Genomic DNA, 19,162 nt, shown 5'->3' with positions numbered 1-19,162 from the left:
TGTCCAGCCCCTTTTTGGCCTTCATGCAGATACTCATCTACATCGGGGCTGTCTGCGTGACGCTTGTTTTTGCCAACATGCTGGCCGAACGGTCGCACCGGACGCAGATGGAGCAAAAAGGGCCGCTGGTGCTGGCTCTGGGCACACTGGGTGGCAGTGTATTTACGGCAACCCTGCTGGCCACGACGCTGACCGCCCAATGGAGCGATACGCCGCACACGCAGGCTGACGGTTCGCTTGAACGCATCGGGCAATCCCTGCTTTCCACATACTCTATGAGTTTTGAACTCATCTCCGTGGTGCTGCTGGTGGCGATGGTTGGCGCTCTTGTACTGGCGCGCGAAGGGAGGGACAGACAATGACCATCTTCAATCTGAGCCAGCATCTTGAAACATATTTGTTCATCGGCACGCTGTTGTTCTGCATGGGCCTTATGGGCATGGCCTTCCGGCGCACCTTCATCGGCATGCTCATTGCCTCCGAACTTATTCTTTGCGGTGTTTCTGTAAATTTTATGGCCTTTGGACGATTTGTCGCCCCCGACCAGACCACCGGGCAGATAGCCGCCCTCTTTGTTATGGCTATCGCCGCAGCGGAAGCTGTAGTGGCGCTTTCCATCATTATGGTCGTCTACCGCAACTACCGCACCGTGGAAACTGACGCCCCGAAAGAACTCAAGGGTTAACGTTGAACGGGATTTTCCGTCCCGCACCACAATCCCGTGCTCCGACGAACAGGAGAGGTCCAAATGGAGATTGTTGCATCCATAAAACCGCTGGCAGCCGTGCTTTCCGCTCTGATCGGGGCGTGCATGGTCATGCTTTCCAGGCGGTATCCCAACGTACGCGAATCCTGGTCGCTGGCGGCGGCGTTGGTCATGTTTGGCATTATCCTTTCTATGGTGCCGGATGTGGCACCGCAGCCAGTGGGGCGCGGCCTGACGCTGCATCAGACGCTTTTTCCCATTCTGCCCGGCCTGTCGCTGAGCTTTCGTGCCGACGCCTTTTCAATGGTTTTCGCCCTGGTGGGATCATTCTTGTGGGTCATCACCATTTTCTATTCAGCGGGCTATATGCGCAGCCTGGAAGAACACGCCCAGACGCGCTTTAACGCGTGTTTTGCCCTGACGCTTTTCGGGGCAATGGGCGTGGCCTTTGCAGACAACCTCTTTACCCTCTACCTGTTCTATGAGGTGGTGAGCATCTGCACCTACCCGCTGGTGGCGCACCATCAGGATGAAGAAAGCTACACCGGAGCCCGCAAGTACATTGTCTATCTGACCACCACGGCCAAAGGCCTTGTGCTGCCAGCGATGATACTCATCTACGTGCTTACAGGAACGCTGGACTTCACCCACAACAGCCACCTGAGCGTTCTTTCCCCAGAAATAAACACGACACTCGTCACCATTCTCTACGTCTGCTGCCTGCTGGGTTTTGCCAAAAACGGCATCATGCCCTTCCACAACTGGCTGCCGGGCGCAATGGTGGCTCCCACCCCGGTTTCCGCCCTGCTGCACGCTGTGGCAGTGGTCACGGTGGGCGTATTCTGCACAACGCGGGTCATGCTCTACGTCTTTGGCACCGACCTTATGACCAGACTCAACCTGGGCGTGCCCACGGCCTACTTTGTTTCCTTTACCATCCTCATGGCCTCTATCATTGCCCTGAGCAAGGACAACCTGAAGGCCCGGCTGGCCTATTCCACCGTAAGCCAGCTTTCCTACATCATTCTGGGCGTGGCCCTACTGACAGTTGACGGCATACAGGGCGGTGTGGTGCATATGGCCAACCACGCCTTTGCCAAAATTACGCTTTTCTTCTGTGCGGGAGCCGTTTACGTGGCCACGCACAAAAAGTGCATTTCCGAAATGAGCGGCCTTGGCCGCACCATGCCCATTACATTCGCAGCCTTTGGGGTGGCTTCGCTTTCAATGATCGGTGCGCCCCCGGTGGCGGGTTTTGTCACCAAGTGGAAATTACTGACCGGGGCAATGGAAATGCCCACACACGCCACAGGCATTCTGCTTGTGCTTCTGGCCAGTACCCTGCTGAACGTGGCCTACTTCGCGCCTGTGACCTTCAAAGCCTTTTTCGGCAAGCGCCCCGAGGGCGAAGCTGAAACCGGAATGCGCGAAGCCCCGCTGGCAATGGTGGTTCCCATTCTTATTGCAGCGGCTGTTTCCGTTTTGCTGGGCATCTACCCCGACATCATCATGGTTTTCGTGAAGGCGGTGACAGGATGATCGTAAAATTCATTGATTTCATTCGTGCAAGGCTCGCCACCACTATCAAGATATGCCTTGCCCTGCTGGTGCTGCTGGTACTGTGGGACGCCCTGCTGGTGGACAAGGAGCACGCGCACACGCTTGTGGAGCGCATACCCGGATTCTGGGCTGTGTTCGGTTTTCTGGCCTGCGTGATTATCATCATCGTTTCCAAATGGTTCGGCCATCTGGGCATCATGACCCGCGAGGACTATTATGATGACTGATACCTGGATTCACCCCTCGGCAATCCTGCTGGCCGGAGCCGTTATCCTGCCCTGCCTGCCCAAAGCGTGGCGCAAGGTCTTCATGGTTATGGTACCTCTGCTGGCCTTTGCCGATGTATTGAGCATGCAGGGCAACAACGGCGTGTTCGGCGTCATGCGCTTTATGGACACCACAATGATTTTCGGCCGGGTGGACGCCCTGAGCATGGTTTTTGCCTACATCATGTCGCTCATGTGCATTATCGGCACGGTCTACGGGCTGCATGTGGAAAACCCGGTGGAGCAATCCGCCGCATGGGTTTACGTGGCGGGTTCGCTGGGGGTTATTTTCTGCGGTGACTACCTCACGCTCTTTCTCTTCTGGGAGCTGATGGCCTTTTCGTCAGTATTTCTGGTCTGGTTCCGCCGCCGCAAAGAATCCCTGGCAACGGGCTACAGGTACCTGCTGGTACACACTGCTGGCGGCCTTATGCTGCTGGCGGGCATTGTGCTGCGCTTCAAGGCCACTGGCGGCGACATGTCCTTTGGCCCCATTGGCGTTGATTCACCGCAGCTTTATACATGGCTCATACTGGCCGGATTTCTGCTCAATGCCGCAGTGCCGCCGCTGCACGCATGGCTGCCCGACGCCTATGCCGAGGCCACGGTGGCCGGGGCGGTGTTCATGTGCGCCTTTACTACCAAAACAGCCGTATACGCCTTGGCAAGAAGCTTTGCAGGCATGGAAATTCTGGTGCCGCTCGGGGTCATCATGGCTCTGTACGGCGTGGTGTACGCTGTACTTGAAAATGACGCACGGCGGCTGCTGGCCTATCACATTATCAGTCAGGTCGGATATATGGTGGCCGGGGTGGGCATTGGCACGCAACTGGCCATTAACGGCGCATGCGCCCATGCCTTTGCCCATATTCTTTACAAGGGTCTGCTCTTTATGGGTTGCGGCGCAGTGCTGCAAATGACCGGAACCAGCAAGTTCACGGAACTGGGCGGGCTGTATAAAAAAATGCCCAAAACCCTGCTGTTTACCCTCATTGGCGGTCTTTCGATCTCTGCCTTCCCTCTGTTCAGCGGATTCGTGACCAAGGCAATGATAGTGGCTGCCGGGTTTGAGGTGGAGAACTACTGGGCCGCTTTTCTGCTTACCCTGGCATCAGCCGGCACGTTTTTGCACACCGGGCTCAAGGTTCCCTACTTTATCTGGTTTGGCAAAAACCGCTGTTCAAAGCAGACGTGGCAGCACGCGCAGGATCCGCCCAGGAACATGCAGTGGGCCATGTTCATAGCAGCTGCCCTGTGCATATTTGTGGGCTGCTACACGCCCTATCTTTACGATATGCTGCCCTACCCGCAGGTTGCGGCTGCGTACCACCCCTATTCAGCCAGTCACATTGCAGAAACCCTTCAGATACTGCTGTTTACGGCTCTGGGATTCTTTCTGCTGCTCAAAAAGCTCGCGCCAGAACCCACCATCAGTCTGGATCTGGACTGGTTTTACCGCAAGGGTGGCCGCCTTTTTTACTGGCTTGCGCGCAAGCCCGTGCAAACAGCCGACACAGCCGTAGGCGAAGCCTGGAACCGTGAGGGCATTGTGCCGCTTATGCACACGGCGCGCTTCTGGTCGTGGTTTGACTGGCATGTCATTGATACTGTGGTTGACGGTACGGCCCGCAACGTACGGGCTCTGGGCGGCAAACTGCGGCTCATGCAGCGCGGCAGGTTGCAGACCAGCATCACCTTTATGGCCGTCCTGATGGCCCTCGCACTCGCGTTCCTGGCCTTGCCCTGAGCCCACCAGAGGAGATGGCAGCATGCAATTTCTGAGCATGAACACTTCGGGTTTTCCCATCCTTTCTGTGCTGATTTTCCTGCCGCTGGCAGGGGCCGCCATTCTGCCCCTGCTGGGCAGCGAAAAGCAGGCGCGGATATGGACCTTGCTGATAACCCTGGTCAACGGCGCGCTGTCCCTGCCGCTGTTTTACGATTTTTCCCTGCATTCGGCGCAGTACCAGTTTGCCGAGCACCATTCGTGGATAGCGTCTTTCAACATTAACTACACCCTTGGGGTGGACGGCATATCCCTGCTGCTGGTGCTCATGACCACGCTTATCATGCCCTTGTGCGTTCTGGGTTCGTGGAAATACATCCAGAGCCGGGTCAAGGAATTTATGATCTGCCTGCTGGTTATGGAAACATCCATGCTGGGTGTGTTCATGGCCCTTGATCTTGTGCTCTTCTATATTTTCTGGGAGGCCATGCTCATACCGATGTTTCTGCTCATCGCCGTATGGGGCGGGCCGCGCAAGACATATGCCTCCATCAAGTTCTTTCTCTACACACTTGCAGGTTCGGTTTTTCTGCTTGTGGCTATTGTGGCCCTGTACGTTCACGAAGGAACCTTCAGCATTCCCGCCCTTATGGGACAGCAGTATGCAGCCAACTTCCAGTTGCTGATTTTTCTGGCATTCTTTCTGGCTTTTGCCATCAAGGTGCCAATGTTCCCCTTTCACACATGGCTGCCCGCAGCCCATGTGGAAGCGCCCACGGCAGGCTCGGTTATTCTGGCTTCGGTATTGCTCAAAATGGGCACCTACGGCTTTATGCGCTTTTGTCTGCCCATTACGCCCGACGCCACCGTAAGCCTGATGCCCGCACTGCAATGGCTTTCCATCGCGGGCATTCTTTACGGCGGGTTTACTGCCCTTGCCCAGCAGGACATGAAGAAGCTCATCGCCTATTCCAGCGTAGGGCATATGGGATTTGTGACGTTGGGGATATTCGCCCTTGACCAGCGCGGGCTTGAGGGCGCGGTGCTGCAGATGGTCAACCACGGCATCACCACTGGCGCGCTGTTTTTGTGTGTGGGCATGCTCTATGAGCGCAACCACAGCCGCGAACTGTCAGCGGCAGCCGGGCTGGGGCGCTTCATGCCCATCTATGTGACCTACCTGACAGTCTTCTCTTTGTCGTCACTGGCCTTTCCGGGCACCAACAGCTTTGTGGGCGAGTTCATGATTCTGGCCGGGGCATTTTTCAACAACAAGATTGTGGCCGCCTGCGCCATACCCGGTGCGGTGCTTGCCGCAGCGTACATGCTGCGCATGCTGCAAAGGGTCGTCTGGGGCGGCACCCATAACCCCGATCAATCAAAGCTTTGGGATCTGGGTTGGCGTGAAACCGTCACCCTGGCTCCCCTGCTGATTTTTGTTTTCTGGATTGGCCTGGCTCCCGAGCCTTTTCTGCGCGTCATGCGCCCGAGCCTTACGCATCTTCTGGTACAAACGGGCTACCACGCCCCGCAAACGCAGGCTCTGGCGGAATTTTTCGCCCGCTGACACGAAACCACGATTCGAGACAAGGCGCACGCATGAACATACACCTTTTTCTTCCTGAGTTGGCTCTTCTGGCAGGCTGCCTTGTGGCTTTCTGCATGACCATCGGCAAGGCTGGAAAAAACGGCATGCGCGGTGCGGTATTCTGCGCCGCCCTGGCCTATACGCTGGCCGCCGTATGGGCCTTGCCGTTCAAGGGCAGCCTTTTTTACGACGCGTACCGTGTGGATCTCTTTTCGCAGATGGTCAAATGCGTCATGGGTGCCGGGTTCTGCCTCATGTTGCTCTTTGGTGGGGAAATCAAGGGAATTGAAGGCGACGTAAAGGCCGAATACTATTTCTTTTTGCTGACAGCCCTGCTGGGGCTGACGTTACTTGTCAGCAGTGTGGAGCTTATTACCCTGTTCATCGCTCTGGAACTGTCATCATATTCCCTTTACCTTCTTGTGCCTATGCGCTCTGCGCCTGACGGGCAGACCTGGCATGTGGAGGCCGCGGTCAAGTATCTGTTCTTCGGCGTTGCCAGTTCTGGCATCATGCTGTTCGGCATAAGCTGGATATTCGGCCTGTCGGGAACCACCTACCTGTCCACTATTCTGCCTGTGCTGCACACGGTTTCGTCCCAGCCTGTGGGCGTTATGGCGCTTGTCATGCTGCTTTGCGGCATGTTTTTCAAACTGGCGGTCTTTCCCTTTCATTTCTGGACACCCGATGTGTATCAGGGCGCGTCCAACGAAACCACGGCGTTTATATCCGCCCTGCCCAAGGTGGCGGCAGTTGCCGTTATGGCGCGGTTCTGCGCTCTGGCGGCTCCAGATTCCGTAGCCCTGCCTACACTGCTTACCGTGCTTTCCGTGTGTTCGATGTTTTATGGCAACCTGACGGCCCTTGTGCAAAAGGACGTCAAACGCATGCTCGGTTTTTCGGGCATTGCGCACGCGGGCTATATCCTGCTGGGCATGGTCACCCTTAAAGCCTGGGGATTCGCCACCGCCCTGTACTACGGCATTGGCTACCTCTTCATGATGCTGACGGCCTTTCTGGTGCTGTACACGGTGGCTCCCAACGGCGGCAACGTAAGCGTTAAAAATCTCAACGGCCTTTCCCGCCGCTCGCCGTTATTGGCCTTTATCATGACCGTAAGCATGTTCGCCCTTGCGGGCATTCCCCCTTTCGCTGGCTTTATGGGCAAATTTATGCTGCTCACAAGCGCCTACAAATCTGGCTATGTGCTGTTGGTAATCATTGCGGCCATCAATACCGCCATCGGCATATATTATTACCTGCAAGTGGTTCGCGCTGTGTACGCTGAAGACGATGCAAGTTCAGCGGATACGCCCCTGACGACAGAAGCCGGAACCCGCATCGCGGGCATTTGCCTTGTGGGCATAACGCTTGCTCTTGGCATTATGCCGGAAACTGTGGTGAATATGGCATACAAGGCCATGCAGGCTGCATGGTAGGGCTGGCATAACTTAGCGACCAGCTATCGCGCGGGCGGATTGGGTACAAACTTTGCTACCTCTGCCTGCTCTGTCGCCGGGTCAATTTTGTTACTTCTATTGTTGTTTTTATAGAATCAGGCCTTATCAGCTCATGCTGGCAAGGCCTGATTTATTTTTAAAAACCAACAGGCATTTTAACTTTGAAAAAAATTTAACGGCTCTAACACTGTGCAAAAACAAAATGCGACACAATGTAACGCATATTCTACAAAATTCTATTTTCAGCATAATTACAACATTAAAATGTGAAGCATTTCAAACTTAATCTGCGCTATAAATTAGGTCCTAAGAAACATTTTTCACCAATGACAAGAAAAGGGGGAGTTTTACAAAATGGATGTGCCCATGCGTACATGACTGGAGTAAAAATTTCATTTTGATGCATCAAGTTGGACAAATAATTATCGGGCGACAGCCCCTAGTTATACGGATTGGCATTTCAATCCTTACCGGCCCAAGGTATCGCAATTGACAATAATGAAATAATATATCATTTCATTTCGTATGTTTTTTCCTGGACGCAATTTCAAATAATCGTGGTACCTCACAAGGAATATTTCATGAAAAAAAGCTTGATACTTGCCACCGTTATAGGAACTTCCCTTCTGTATTCACCAGCTATGGCACATGGCCCGCATGAACACGGTGTCGCAAGAATGAACATTTCTGTTGATGAAGCAACCGTAGAAATTGCCCTTGAAAGTCCTTTGGCCAATGCCCTTTCTTTTGAGCATGCTCCGGCCTCAGACGCGCAACGCGCAGAAGTTCAGGCTCTGGCCGCAAAACTTCGCCAGCCCGAAAAACTTTTTCTGCTTACAAAGGCTGCCCAGTGCCGTTCTACGGGCGTTTCGCTGGCTTCTGAAAACCTGCCTCCCGAACTGCTGGGCGAAGCCGCTCCGGCAATTGAGACGGGAGTGCCTGGGCATCCAGAAAAAACGCATGACAAGGCTGAAGACGAAGCGCATGAAGAGCATGCGGCTCACGCCGACCTGGACGCCTCCTTTACCTTTACATGCGACAAGCCAGAAACGCTGAAAGATATGGACGTGCAGCTGTTTACGGCTTGGCCCGCCCTGCACGAACTGGAAGTACAGCTGGTTACGCCCGCAGGACAGCAAGGCGCAGAACTCACAAGTAAAAAACACACGCTCGCCTGGTAGCGTATCTTGAGAAAATACATGCAGCAGTGCGCTGACGCCAAACAAGAGACAGGCCCCTCCCGTGAAAACTTCAGGACCGAAAATTGTGCCCTTCTGTTGGACAGTGTGGTTTTCTCCTGGCCTGGACAACGGAATGAAACCCTGCGGATACCGTATATGGCTATCCTCAAAGGTGAGCACGTTTTTATTTCCGGCCCCAGCGGCAGCGGCAAAAGCACGCTGCTCAGCCTTGTGGCGGGAATTTTGCGGCCTTCGCACGGGGAAATTCTTGTAAACGGCGTTCGCATTACCTCCCTGAGCGGTATGGCGCGTGACGCCTTTCGGGGCGATGCCATTGGATTCATTTTCCAGCAGTTTAATCTTGTTCCCTATCTTTCCGTGCTGGATAATGTGCTTATCCCCTGCCGCCTTTCTGCTGCCCGGCACCGTGCTGCGGTAGGGCGCCATACAACTGCGGAGAATGCCGCCGCCCATCTGCTCGAACGTCTTGGACTTGAAGCAAGTTTGTGGAAAAGCAGGGCCGACCGTCTTTCAGTGGGGCAGCAGCAACGGGTTGCCGCCGCACGTGCGCTCATAGGATCACCACCACTGCTTATTGCCGACGAACCCACATCCGCACTGGACGCAGACCTGCATCAGGATTTTCTTCACCTGCTCCAACGGGAATGCGCGGAAAGCGAAGCTGCGCTGCTGTTTGTCAGCCACGACCAAACACTAGCCGTAAAATTCTCGCGCCAGATAAAGCTCACAGACCTGAATGCAGCTGGTGCCGCGGGGGATGAGGCATGAGCAAGTTCTGGTATCTTTTACGGCTGGCGGGGCAAAGCGCCTGGAACCGTAAGGGCACGCTGCTTTTAGTGCTTTTGTCCATTACCCTTTCCACAACCCTGCTGCTGGGCATAGAGCGTGTACGCAATCAGGCGCGCGATAATTTTGCACAGGCCATATCCGGCACTGATCTGGTGGTCGGCGCGCGGGGCAGCGGTTTGCAGCTGCTGCTGTATGCCGTGTTTCATATGGGCGGCGCAGCCAACAATATGGGGTGGGACAGCGCACAGCGTATTGCGGCCCGCCAGGACGTCGCCTGGACCGTACCACTGTCGCTGGGCGATTCCCACAAGGGCTTTCCTGTAGTGGCAACCACGACCGATTTTTTCACACGTTACCAGTACCGCCGCCACACTTCCTTGCAATTCGCCCAGGGCGGCCCATTTGATGGAATTTTTGACGTAGTGCTTGGTTCGGAAGTAGCGAAAAAAACTGGTTATGCCCTGGGTGACCACATAGTACTCAGCCACGGCGCTGGCGGCACACAACTTGCCCAGCACGCCGACAAACCTTTCACCGTGTGTGGCATCCTGGCCCCCACAGGTACGCCCGTTGACCGGGGACTGTACATCAGTCTCGCAGCAATGGAGGCCATTCATATTGATTGGCGAGGTGGCGCGCCTGTGCCCGGCTTTCATGTGCGGGCGGATCAGGTAACAGCGTTCAACCTCACTCCCAAGAGCATCACCGCCCTGCTGGTTGGCCTCAAAAGCCGCGCCCGCGTATTTGCCGCCCAGCGCGAAATTAATGCCAATCAGGCCGAAGCCCTCACAGGCGTCATGCCCGGGGTTGCCCTGGACCAGCTATGGGGCATGCTGCGCACGGGCGAAAGCGCACTACGCCTCATTTCCTGGCTTGTAACAGTTACAGGCCTGGCGGGCCTTGCAGCCGTTATTCTGGCGGGATTGGGAGAACGGCGGCGTGAACTGGCAATATTGCGTGCGGCTGGCGCAAGCCCGCTGGATATTGTTGCCCTGCTGCTGATGGAGGGTATGCTGCTTGTGCTTACAGGGGCACTGGCGGGACTGACCGTACTTTCAACTATCATTGCGGCGGCGGGGCCATATCTGGCTTCGCACTACGGTCTCGCAATCACGCTTTCCTGGCCTGAGCGTGGTGAATGGCTGCTACTTGGCGGCATTATGGCCGCTGGTGTGCTGGCCAGTCTTATTCCAGCCTGGCGCGCCTATCGCATGAGTCTGGCAGACGGGCTTAACGCGTCCATATGATTTTGACCGCACAATACCTTATAAATAAAAGCATGATGGTCATGAAACGATTTACTTTTATTGCAGCGATTCTGCTGTGCTGCTTTTTTGCCGGAGCGGCCCACGCACTGACCGATGACTACACCCGGCAGCAGGCTATTGAGAGAAGCCAGGTTTCTCCTGCTGACGAAGCACAGACACAGCGCGTGAAAAAAAGCGGCAAATATACGGAAATCTCATGGGATCAGCTCATCCCAGCCTCGTGGGACCCGGCAAAGGTTTTTGACAAATTCAACCTTGATCAGTTTGAAGATGATGACCCTAAGGCTGAAGCGGCTTTGAAAGAATTACAGAAGCTCTGGAATGAAGCGCCGGTCAACCCGGACATGAAAGGCAAGCTTGTAAAAATTCTCGGCTATGTGGCCCCTCTGGACTTTCTGGGTGGCGACGAGCTTGCGGAATTTTTACTGGTCCCCTATTTTGGAGCCTGCATTCATGTGCCGCCGCCGCCCGCCAACCAGATAATCTACGTCACGCTTGCCAAACCACGCGGAGGCATTCAGGTAATGGACACCGTATGGGTATACGGCAGGCTGCAGATTGAAAAAACAGAAAATGATCTGGCTAACTCCGGCTACAGTATGAAGGCCGACGCGGTTGAACAGTATGTCGAATAAAAAAGATTCCAAACAACAGCTGGCTGTTCAGCCAGAGGCCAATAATTTGTGCGAACTGCGGGGCGGGCGGCTGACGCCTCTGCGCAAACAGGTGCTGGACATTCTGCTGGAAGCCGCTGAACCCGTCAAAGCTTACACCATTATGGATCTTTTGCGGGAAAAGACGTCCAAATCAGTCACTCCGGCCAGTGTCTACCGTACACTTGATTTTTTACAGCATCGCGGGCTGGTGCACCGCGTGGGCACACTCAACGCCTTTGTCGCCTGCACTGACACCTGCGGCGATGAACATGAGCCGGTATTCATGCTGGTGTGCGCGGGTTGCCATCAGAGCCGGGAAATAAGCGATCAGGCGCTGTACAATACCATTTATGCCGCCATGCGAGAGAAAAAATTTACTGTTCAGGGCGATACCATAGAACTGACAGGCATTTGCCCGCAATGTGCTGGTTCCAGGGCGCAAGAACGTCAAAAAGGAACCGTACCCTCCTGACATCAGTATTACCCTCACCTCTACCACTCCCCAAAGCACGCGCAACCCTGCCTTCCCGGAGGAAAAATTATGAAGAGGTACTGCCGCTCTGTATTCGCTGATGCCGCACGACTTTGTCTTTTTCTTCTGCTTTTTCCCACTCTGAGTGCAGCTGTTCCTAATTCCCCAGCGCCGCTTTTGCCAATGAAGGATTTTTTCCGCGATTTCGAGACGAGCTGGTTTGTCATTTCTCCAGACGGGACAAAACTCGCGTTTATGAAACCCTGGCAGCAGCGTATGAACATTTTCGTTCGCGACCTGTCCACCGGCAAAGAAACACAAGTCACTCATGAATCCGTGGACGGTGTTAAGGGCTACCTATGGAAAGGCAACGATAATATTTTGTTCTTGAAGGATAGTGGTGGGGATGAAAACGACCATCTGTGGCGAGTGTCCATTTCGGACGGCAAGCTTCTTGACCTTACGCCATTTCCTGACGTCAAGACGATACTTGCGGATGATCTGAAGGCTGAGGCTGACCACATCCTTCTGGAGCTCAACAAACGCGACCCGCGTGTATTCGATGTATACCGTTGTAACGTGAAGACCGGACAGCTGGATATGGCGGCGGAAAATCCCGGCGATATAGTAGATTGGTTGAGCGATCACAAGGGCAACATTCGCGTGGCGATACGCCGTGACGGTCTGATCAACGATTTTCTATATAGAGCGGATGAAAGCAAACCCTTTGAAAAGCTGCTCAGCGCAGACTTCAAGAATACGCTGAATCCTCTCATGTTCAGTTATGACAATAAAAATATATACATGCTTACCACCTTGGACACCCCCGACGGAAAAAAGCATGACACAGCAGCCCTGTATTCGTACGATCCGGAGCAGCGGCGCTTCGGCACAGAGCTTTTCTCACATCCGGACGTGGATGTTTCTGACCTGCAGGGATCGCGGAAGCGCAAAATCATCACCTCTGCCGAATACTACACTGACAAGCAGCACTTTCATTTTTTCACTGCCGAAGACAAAGAGCTTTATGACAGGCTGAACGCACTGCTGCCGGATATGGAAATAATAATACTGGGTTACGATGACGCTGAAAACAAGCTGATTCTGCGCGCCATGAGTGACCGTACCCCCGGTACGTATTACCTTTACGAAAAGCATACAGGCCATCTGCAAAAGCTTGCCGATGTAGCCCCGTGGATAGTGCCGGACCAAATGGCTTCGATGCAACCCATCACTTTTTCCTCCAGAGATAACCTGACGTTACACGGCTACCTGACACTGCCGGTGGGCATACCCGCCCGCAATCTGCCTTTGATTGTTTTGCCGCATGGTGGCCCGCAGGCGCGTGATATTTGGGGATTCACCCGTGATGTGCAATTTTTGGCTAACCGCGGCGCTGCGGTATTGCAGGTCAACTACCGGGGTTCCACTGGCTACGGAAAGCAGTTTACCCTGGCTGGCTTCAAAGAATGGGGGCGTAAAATGCAGGATGACCTGACTGATGGGGTGTACTGGCTCATCGCGCAAGGCATCGCCGACCCCAAACGCGTGGGCATCTATGGTGCATCATATGGGGGGTATGCGGCTCTTGCCGGGCTAGCCTTTACCCCTGACCTCTATGCCTGCGGCGTCAGCTATGTGGGCCCTTCAAATCTGTTCACCCTGCTGGAGACCCTGCCGCCATATTGGGAACCCGAACGCCTGCTCGAGTACGAAGCCATCGGAGATCCCGAAAAAGACAAGGACATGCTCAAGGCCGCGTCGCCGAGCTTTCACGCCGAAAATATCAAGGTTCCCCTTTTTGTGGCGCAGGGAGCAAATGATCCCCGCGTCAACAAGGCTGAGTCGGAGCAGATCGTCGCCGCTGTTCGCAGCCTGGGCAAGGATGTGGTGTATATGGTCAAGGACAATGAAGGGCACGGCTTTCATAAAGAAGAGAATAAATTCGATTTCTATCGCGAGTTGGAAAATTTTCTTGGCAAGCATTTGGGCTTGAAAACAGAGGCTAAACTTTAAAAACAATACATATCAGATAGATATATAAAAACAGACTGGTGAAACATCTTCATACCCGTCTTTTCTACAATCCAGAACAATTGCAGACGTAAACAACACAAGAGAGCCGGGTCATCCCGGCTCTCTTGTGTTGTGGTGTAGCAGCTGTTTTTCAAAAGTAGCCACACCTGAAAAACGAATCCGCCACAGCCGCAGCTGAATATATCAATTCCTGTGCAGGAGTTTGCACACTAAAAACAATATACCTCAAAGCGTGAATAATCTACGTTATCAGCAGCATGTCATGATGAAGACACGGTAGCATCTTCGCCCTGCTTAAGGCACTGCTGAGGACAATAGCGAGTCCAAGATCTGTCGGCACATTTCAAACTTGACCTTTAAGCAGCCCGGCACCTCACCGCAGCTTTTCCATAATGGTTCTCAGCTCCTGCGCCATTTGAGAGAGATCACGCAATGCGGCAGAAGATTGTATGATGCCTTCAGAAGTTTCACCCACAATGCGGTTGATTTCATCAAACGTCTGGCTGATTTCTTCTGACGTGGCACTTTGCTCTTCCGCCGCAGCGGCAATGGAGCTGACCACTGATGAGTTGGCCGATGCCAGTTCCACTATTTCGTCAAGGGCAGCGCCAGAATCGTTGGCCAGCCCGGTGGCCTCAACCACGCCATTCACAGCGCTGCGCACTTCGTCAACATTGGTTCGGGCAGAAGCTTGAATGGCAGTGATGGCCCGGCTCACTTCCTGCGTTGCGTGCATGGTTTTTTCGGCCAGCTTGCGCACTTCATCCGCCACAACCGCAAAGCCTCTGCCCGCATCGCCAGCGCGGGCAGCTTCAATGGCCGCATTGAGAGCCAGAAGGTTGGTCTGATCGGCAATGTCGGAAATAACGCCCATAATACTGCCAATACTCTCCGCCTGATTACCCAGTTCGTCCATATTGCCCTGCAGGTTGAGGGCCACGCTGTTAACGTGGTTGATGGACTGAACAACACTGTTCACCAGGTTGGAGCCGTCTTCTGCCTTGCTGCGCGACTTCTGGCTCTGGTCGGCGGCCTGAGCGGCATTCCGCGCTACTTCCAGAACGGTGGAGTTCATCTCCACAATGGCGCTGGCTGTAGATTCCACACGATTACGCTGGATTTCGGCTCCACGGGAAATTTCACCAACCTGCGTTGAAAGCTCTTCAGAAGCCGCTGCTACTCTGTCAGATATATTCGAGGCCAGCCCGGCAACCTGAAGCATGGTTTTCTGCTGGCCCTTGATGGCTGATATATCGGTAATAAGCTGCAATACAGCGCAAATTTCGCCGTGTTCGTCAAGCATTGGAATGGCAGTGTACGCAACATCCATAGCCTTTCCTTGCGGATAGGCCACGGTTTCGCCAGAGGCAGGAGCCTTGGTGTTCACAGCGATGGTAAGACCGCAGCATTCGGTGCCATAGTCGTCACGGCGGAACATTTCGTGGCAGGTCATGCCTTGCCAGCCTTCTCCCACCAGTTCGCGGGCAATTCTATTGATATATGCGGCCTTGAGATCCCTGTTCAGCACGACCACTGGCGAGGGAATATTTTCAAGAACTATTTTGAACCGTTCAAGAATGTTGTTCGTTCCGCCAACAAGCACGGCAAATTCGCCCTCAAAGGTGCTCGCATCCCCTTCAGCATTGAGGTAGCCCTCTTCAATCTTTCCTTCCAGCCGCTTGTATTCTTCAAGAATTTTGTTCACCGTTACGGGAATCAGCTTCATAGCCTCAACAACCTTGCCGATCTCGCCTTTTTCGCGTGTTTTTGGCTGACGGGATACGTCCCCGTGAGACACCGCGCTTGCATAGCTGGAAAGGTCAGAGAGCACACGCACGATACCGATGATAATGCCTGACGCAAGAACAAGCCCCAGAATAACACCAGCAATACTTGTTATAAGCATATACTGCTGGGCTTTTTGATTCTCATTCAGAATCTGCGGTCCCAGAGCCCCAAGTTCTACGGCAATACTGTCGTTGACGGTGGCCAACGAAAAATGAATGTTGTTTATTTCAGCAAGAAGATCTGTAATCCCACCGTTGGCCAGCTCAAAAAGCTGTTCCATTTTGCTGACGTTGGCGCTCGTAGCGCCCGCTATTCTTGAAATGTCGGCGTATAAATCGCGTCCTTCCTGAGAAGCTGCAAGATATGGACGAATTTTATCCATATCTTTGCCAAATATCTCTAGGCTGGCGCGAATTTTTTTACCTTCTTCCAGATCACGCGATTCGTTGAAGCGCTCAATGCTGGACTGCATGAAGGCCATCTGCCCCCAGGCTTGAGAAAGGTCACCCAGCGCTTCTGTATCGCCAGCAGCATACAATGTTTGCCCCAGAGTCTGCATATCTTTCGTCAGCTTGCGCATGTCTGGCAGAAGAATGTTGTCGTGCAGTTCAGTGGTTTCATCAAGATTTTTAGTGGCAACATCAATATTGGCAGTAAGTTTTTGCGCGGAAGCAAGCACTTTCTTGAGGGGTTCAGTCCGGTAAGGAGTCATGGCCAGCTCATTGGCCCGCTGAACCAGCGTGATAAGGGTATTTACGCCATCGTAGGCTGCCTTGATCGCGGTTTTATTTTTCAGGTCAGCCAGAAACCGAAATGTGTCGGATTTTATAGAATTGGTGGTACTGGCGGTATCTCTGCATACGACGCTCAGATAAGCAACACGGCGGTATTCCTCAAAATTTACTGAAGATACGCCGATATTTCTGTGTCCATAATAGGCCATTGCCACCAGCAGCAAGACCATAAGCGCGAACCCGAAAATTATCTTGTATTTTGTTGTCATGCTGATGTCCTGTGGAGTGGTTAAATACATACCAGCCTATAGAAAGAAGCGATCAAACCTGACTCATTAAAACATTACATCTCTATTTATGCATGCACAATATTTAGAATTTTAAGTGATTTATGCATTGCACATATTAATTTCTTACAAGCAAAAACAACCAATACAATACATCAATGGCCAATATAAAATTTAAAATACACAGATGATTTTATATATTTCAGGCCAACAAAATTCGATTTGCATTACATCAAAAACGAATAGATTTTTGTTAGGCGAGACCAATATTTCCATTCCTGATTTTCTAGTTATCAAAAAACACTGCCAATGCAAATGATAACCTATAACAGCTTGTCGGTAACATCTAAAAAAAGAATAGGTTTTTGCTTCATAAAAACACAGCTATCCCTGCCAATCGAGGCAAGTAAAAAATATAACCATACATATTAGCATGATAATCATATAGTAAAAGCATAGCAAAACTACACCGTTCTTTTTTCGGCAGAGTTTTTGTCTGGCGATATTTTTAATGCCTAATGCTTAAGCCAGAATACGCCCGGCACTAACTTGCCTGAAAATGATAAATCACAGATGCAAAGCGTGACTATTTCGATTTGTGTGCACTTGCGATATTACATACCACCTGCCGTCACTCGCACTCCGTGTGCATATAACAGATCAACATAGTCATTTTATTATCCACAAAGAGCTGCGTTAATGCCTGCACCTGCACATCGAATTATTTTTCATACGTATTTCGCAATAACACTGCCACAAGATTCCATTTTACAGCTGCAACAATCAGAACCACCCGCATAACGGGTGGTTCTCTGTTTCGCGCGATGCCACGCTCCACCAACTAATACCTTTACCTTTATGGCGTTAGCCAGTTGCACCAAATCTGCATCAGGCGGGTTTTATCCTCATCCATCCCCAAGACATTAACGATTTTGTTGCGCGCGTCTTACCCAATAGGATTACATACGCGCGTCCCGTCGTTATTCCTGAAAATGCCCTACCCTTCTGCGCGCTACCCGCCTCCAGACAGCTTGCGCAGCAAACTAAGACACTCTTCCACGCTTATGGCGCTGCCTGCTTTTAACGACCAGTAAAAACCGCCAATTTCGAGTACAGGGGTTTTGCCTATCAACCCCATTCGCCCGATAAGCGGCGGCTCAGACATGCTTGAGACCAGCCCGCGCATGCCAAGCTGTTGCATTGCGATGCGCAAGTTTCTGTCAATACGTGCAATACGTTGCGCATCGGCATCCCAAATGATGATCTTCATAAGCTGTTTTTCCGGCATGTTATGAAACGGATAGGCTACGCCACTCACCCTAGCGATCGAATGTACCTGTCTGCCATAAGGGCAGCTATGGTGCCGTCAGATGCCGCCGTGGTAAGCTGCCGAAACTGCTTTGCATTAATATCGCCAGCGGAGAAAACTCCGGGAATATTCGTCTGCATGTCAGCATCGGCCAGAACATACCCGGCTTCATTGATTTTGATGACATGCTTAAAAAATTCATTGTTCGGAATCTGGCCCAGAAAAACAAACACACCATCAACTTCAACCGTAGTGCACTCGCCCGACGCGCTGTTTTCCAGAACAACGCCAGTCAATACGCCGTTGACCACCGCAAGATCCTTGACCTTCGTGCCAAGAATACAGCGAACATCATCATAACCTAGCAAAGCGTCCTGCGCAGATTGGGCCGCAAACAAGCGGCTCATTTCCTCAACTATGGTCATCTGCGCAACGCCAAGATGCTTAAGGTACAGGCCTTCATCAAAAGCGCTGTTGCCCCCACCCACCAGAAGAACTTTCTTGCCCGCATAGGGTGCGCCGTCACAGATGGCACAATAGTGGACCTGTTCGCACTCCGTAGGCACGTCCAGCAACACAGGTTTTCTGCCGGTGGCAAGGATAACGCTTTTGGCAAGATACACTGCCTCTTCGGTTTCAATGCGTTTGAAAGGAGCCTCAAGATCCACGCTTTCAATTTCGCAGACTTCTTCAACAGTAACCCCAAGGCTGTCCACCTGGTCACGGCATTTCTGCATGAGCTCCATGCCGTGAACTGAGGTATGTGAGGGAAAATTCTCTACAAGATACGTGGAGTTGGCCAAACCTCCGGTGATGTTGCTCTCAAGTATAATGCAACTTCTGTTGGCGCGCGCCGCATAGACGCCGGCGGTCATTCCGGCCATACCACCGCCAATGACGGCAATATCATAATGGAGGATGTCTTTCATGCCAGCCCCCTATTTTGCGCTACTATAGAATGCGGCCAATTCGCGGGGATTCATGAGCCCAGGCTTGCGAGCCACAGCCTTTCCATTTTTGATAACAATGACTGTGGGCACTCTTTCCGCGCCAAGAGCAGTCATGACCTCGGGCGATTCTTCGCTATCAATTTTCAAGAACATGACGTCAGGAAACTGCACCCTGAACTTTTCAACGACTTTTTCCATATTTTTGCAGTGCGAGCAGAGATTTTTTGAGCAAAGCAAAATACCGCTATTGGTGGCAGCAACAGCAGCTTCAAACGATTCACTGGTTAGCATCGTATACATATCAATCTCCATTTTTCTGCATCAGATCAAACTATCGGCACCTGATGACGTTGCCGGAAAATAT

Annotated in this window: 17 protein-coding genes; 13 read left to right on the top strand and 4 right to left on the bottom strand. The window is 52.6% G+C overall.

The genetic code is table 11. From position 1 onward, the window contains the following. From QM579_RS12735 to QM579_RS12675, 13 genes are all read left to right on the top strand, one after another. The coding region (locus QM579_RS12735) for an NADH-quinone oxidoreductase subunit J (RefSeq protein ID WP_414999510.1) at positions 1-362 on the top strand (362 nt) is incomplete at its 5' end. After that, the gene (gene nuoK, locus QM579_RS12730) at positions 359-685 is read left to right on the top strand and encodes an NADH-quinone oxidoreductase subunit NuoK (RefSeq protein ID WP_414999509.1); all 327 of its coding nucleotides are present in this window, start codon (positions 359-361) and stop codon (positions 683-685) included. The genes QM579_RS12735 and nuoK, both read left to right, overlap by 4 nt. Before the next feature lie 63 nt (positions 686-748). After that, on the top strand, positions 749-2,245 hold the full coding sequence (locus QM579_RS12725) for a monovalent cation/H+ antiporter subunit D family protein (RefSeq protein ID WP_414999508.1): 1,497 nt from the start codon (positions 749-751) through the stop codon (positions 2,243-2,245). Further along, entirely contained in the window at positions 2,242-2,493 is a 252-nt protein-coding gene (locus tag QM579_RS12720) for a hypothetical protein (RefSeq protein ID WP_183718074.1), read from the top strand. Before QM579_RS12725 ends, QM579_RS12720 begins: the two co-directional genes overlap by 4 nt. After that, positions 2,483-4,279, top strand: coding sequence for a Na(+)/H(+) antiporter subunit D (locus QM579_RS12715; protein WP_414999507.1), 1,797 nt, complete (start codon positions 2,483-2,485; stop codon positions 4,277-4,279). The genes QM579_RS12720 and QM579_RS12715 overlap by 11 nt, the downstream gene beginning before the upstream one ends. A gap of 22 nt (positions 4,280-4,301) precedes the next feature. Further along, a complete protein-coding gene (locus QM579_RS12710) occupies positions 4,302-5,825 on the top strand; it encodes an NADH-quinone oxidoreductase subunit M (protein ID WP_414999506.1) in 1,524 nt (507 codons plus the stop codon). A 32-nt stretch (positions 5,826-5,857) separates the two neighbouring features. Beyond that, positions 5,858-7,285: an NADH-quinone oxidoreductase subunit N gene (locus tag QM579_RS12705; protein WP_414999505.1), complete on the top strand. Its 1,428-nt coding sequence runs from the start codon at positions 5,858-5,860 to the stop codon at positions 7,283-7,285. 602 nt (positions 7,286-7,887) lie between these two features. Beyond that, complete coding sequence (locus QM579_RS12700; RefSeq protein ID WP_414999504.1) at positions 7,888-8,487, top strand: DUF2796 domain-containing protein; 600 nt, start codon at positions 7,888-7,890, stop codon at positions 8,485-8,487. Between the two features lie 156 nt (positions 8,488-8,643). Then, the gene (locus QM579_RS12695; protein WP_414999503.1) at positions 8,644-9,276 is read left to right on the top strand and encodes an ABC transporter ATP-binding protein; all 633 of its coding nucleotides are present in this window, start codon (positions 8,644-8,646) and stop codon (positions 9,274-9,276) included. After that, positions 9,273-10,544, top strand: coding sequence for an ABC transporter permease (locus QM579_RS12690; RefSeq protein WP_414999502.1), 1,272 nt, complete (start codon positions 9,273-9,275; stop codon positions 10,542-10,544). The genes QM579_RS12695 and QM579_RS12690 overlap by 4 nt, the downstream gene beginning before the upstream one ends. Before the next feature lie 41 nt (positions 10,545-10,585). Then, positions 10,586-11,200 carry a DUF3299 domain-containing protein gene (locus tag QM579_RS12685; RefSeq protein ID WP_414999501.1) on the top strand — a complete coding sequence of 205 codons (615 nt, stop codon included), beginning with the start codon at positions 10,586-10,588 and terminating at the stop codon, positions 11,198-11,200. After that, positions 11,190-11,693 carry a Fur family transcriptional regulator gene (locus QM579_RS12680; RefSeq protein ID WP_414999500.1) on the top strand — a complete coding sequence of 168 codons (504 nt, stop codon included), beginning with the start codon at positions 11,190-11,192 and terminating at the stop codon, positions 11,691-11,693. Before QM579_RS12685 ends, QM579_RS12680 begins: the two co-directional genes overlap by 11 nt. A 276-nt stretch (positions 11,694-11,969) precedes the next feature. After that, positions 11,970-13,709, top strand: a complete 1,740-nt coding sequence (locus QM579_RS12675; protein ID WP_414999499.1) for an alpha/beta hydrolase family protein — start codon at positions 11,970-11,972, stop codon at positions 13,707-13,709. Positions 13,710-14,103: 394 nt separating this feature from the next. Here QM579_RS12675 and QM579_RS12670 read toward each other — a convergent pair whose 3' ends face one another. From QM579_RS12670 to QM579_RS12655, 4 genes are all read right to left on the bottom strand, one after another. Continuing rightward, positions 14,104-16,521, bottom strand: coding sequence for a methyl-accepting chemotaxis protein (locus QM579_RS12670; protein ID WP_414999498.1), 2,418 nt, complete (start codon positions 16,519-16,521; stop codon positions 14,104-14,106). A gap of 1,030 nt (positions 16,522-17,551) precedes the next feature. Then, complete coding sequence (locus QM579_RS12665; RefSeq protein WP_414999497.1) at positions 17,552-17,827, bottom strand: hypothetical protein; 276 nt, start codon at positions 17,825-17,827, stop codon at positions 17,552-17,554. Between the two features lie 26 nt (positions 17,828-17,853). Further along, positions 17,854-18,777, bottom strand: coding sequence for an NAD(P)/FAD-dependent oxidoreductase (locus QM579_RS12660; RefSeq protein WP_414999496.1), 924 nt, complete (start codon positions 18,775-18,777; stop codon positions 17,854-17,856). Positions 18,778-18,786: 9 nt separating this feature from the next. Further along, a complete protein-coding gene (locus QM579_RS12655; RefSeq protein WP_414999495.1) occupies positions 18,787-19,098 on the bottom strand; it encodes a thioredoxin family protein in 312 nt (103 codons plus the stop codon). Positions 19,099-19,162 lie beyond the last annotated feature (64 nt).

This window comes from Desulfovibrio sp., from assembly GCF_047607245.1.
Taxonomy (GTDB): Bacteria; Desulfobacterota; Desulfovibrionia; order Desulfovibrionales; family Desulfovibrionaceae; genus Desulfovibrio.
Note: the sequence above shows the minus strand (reverse complement) of the source record. Positions and strands in the feature narration are given on the sequence as shown.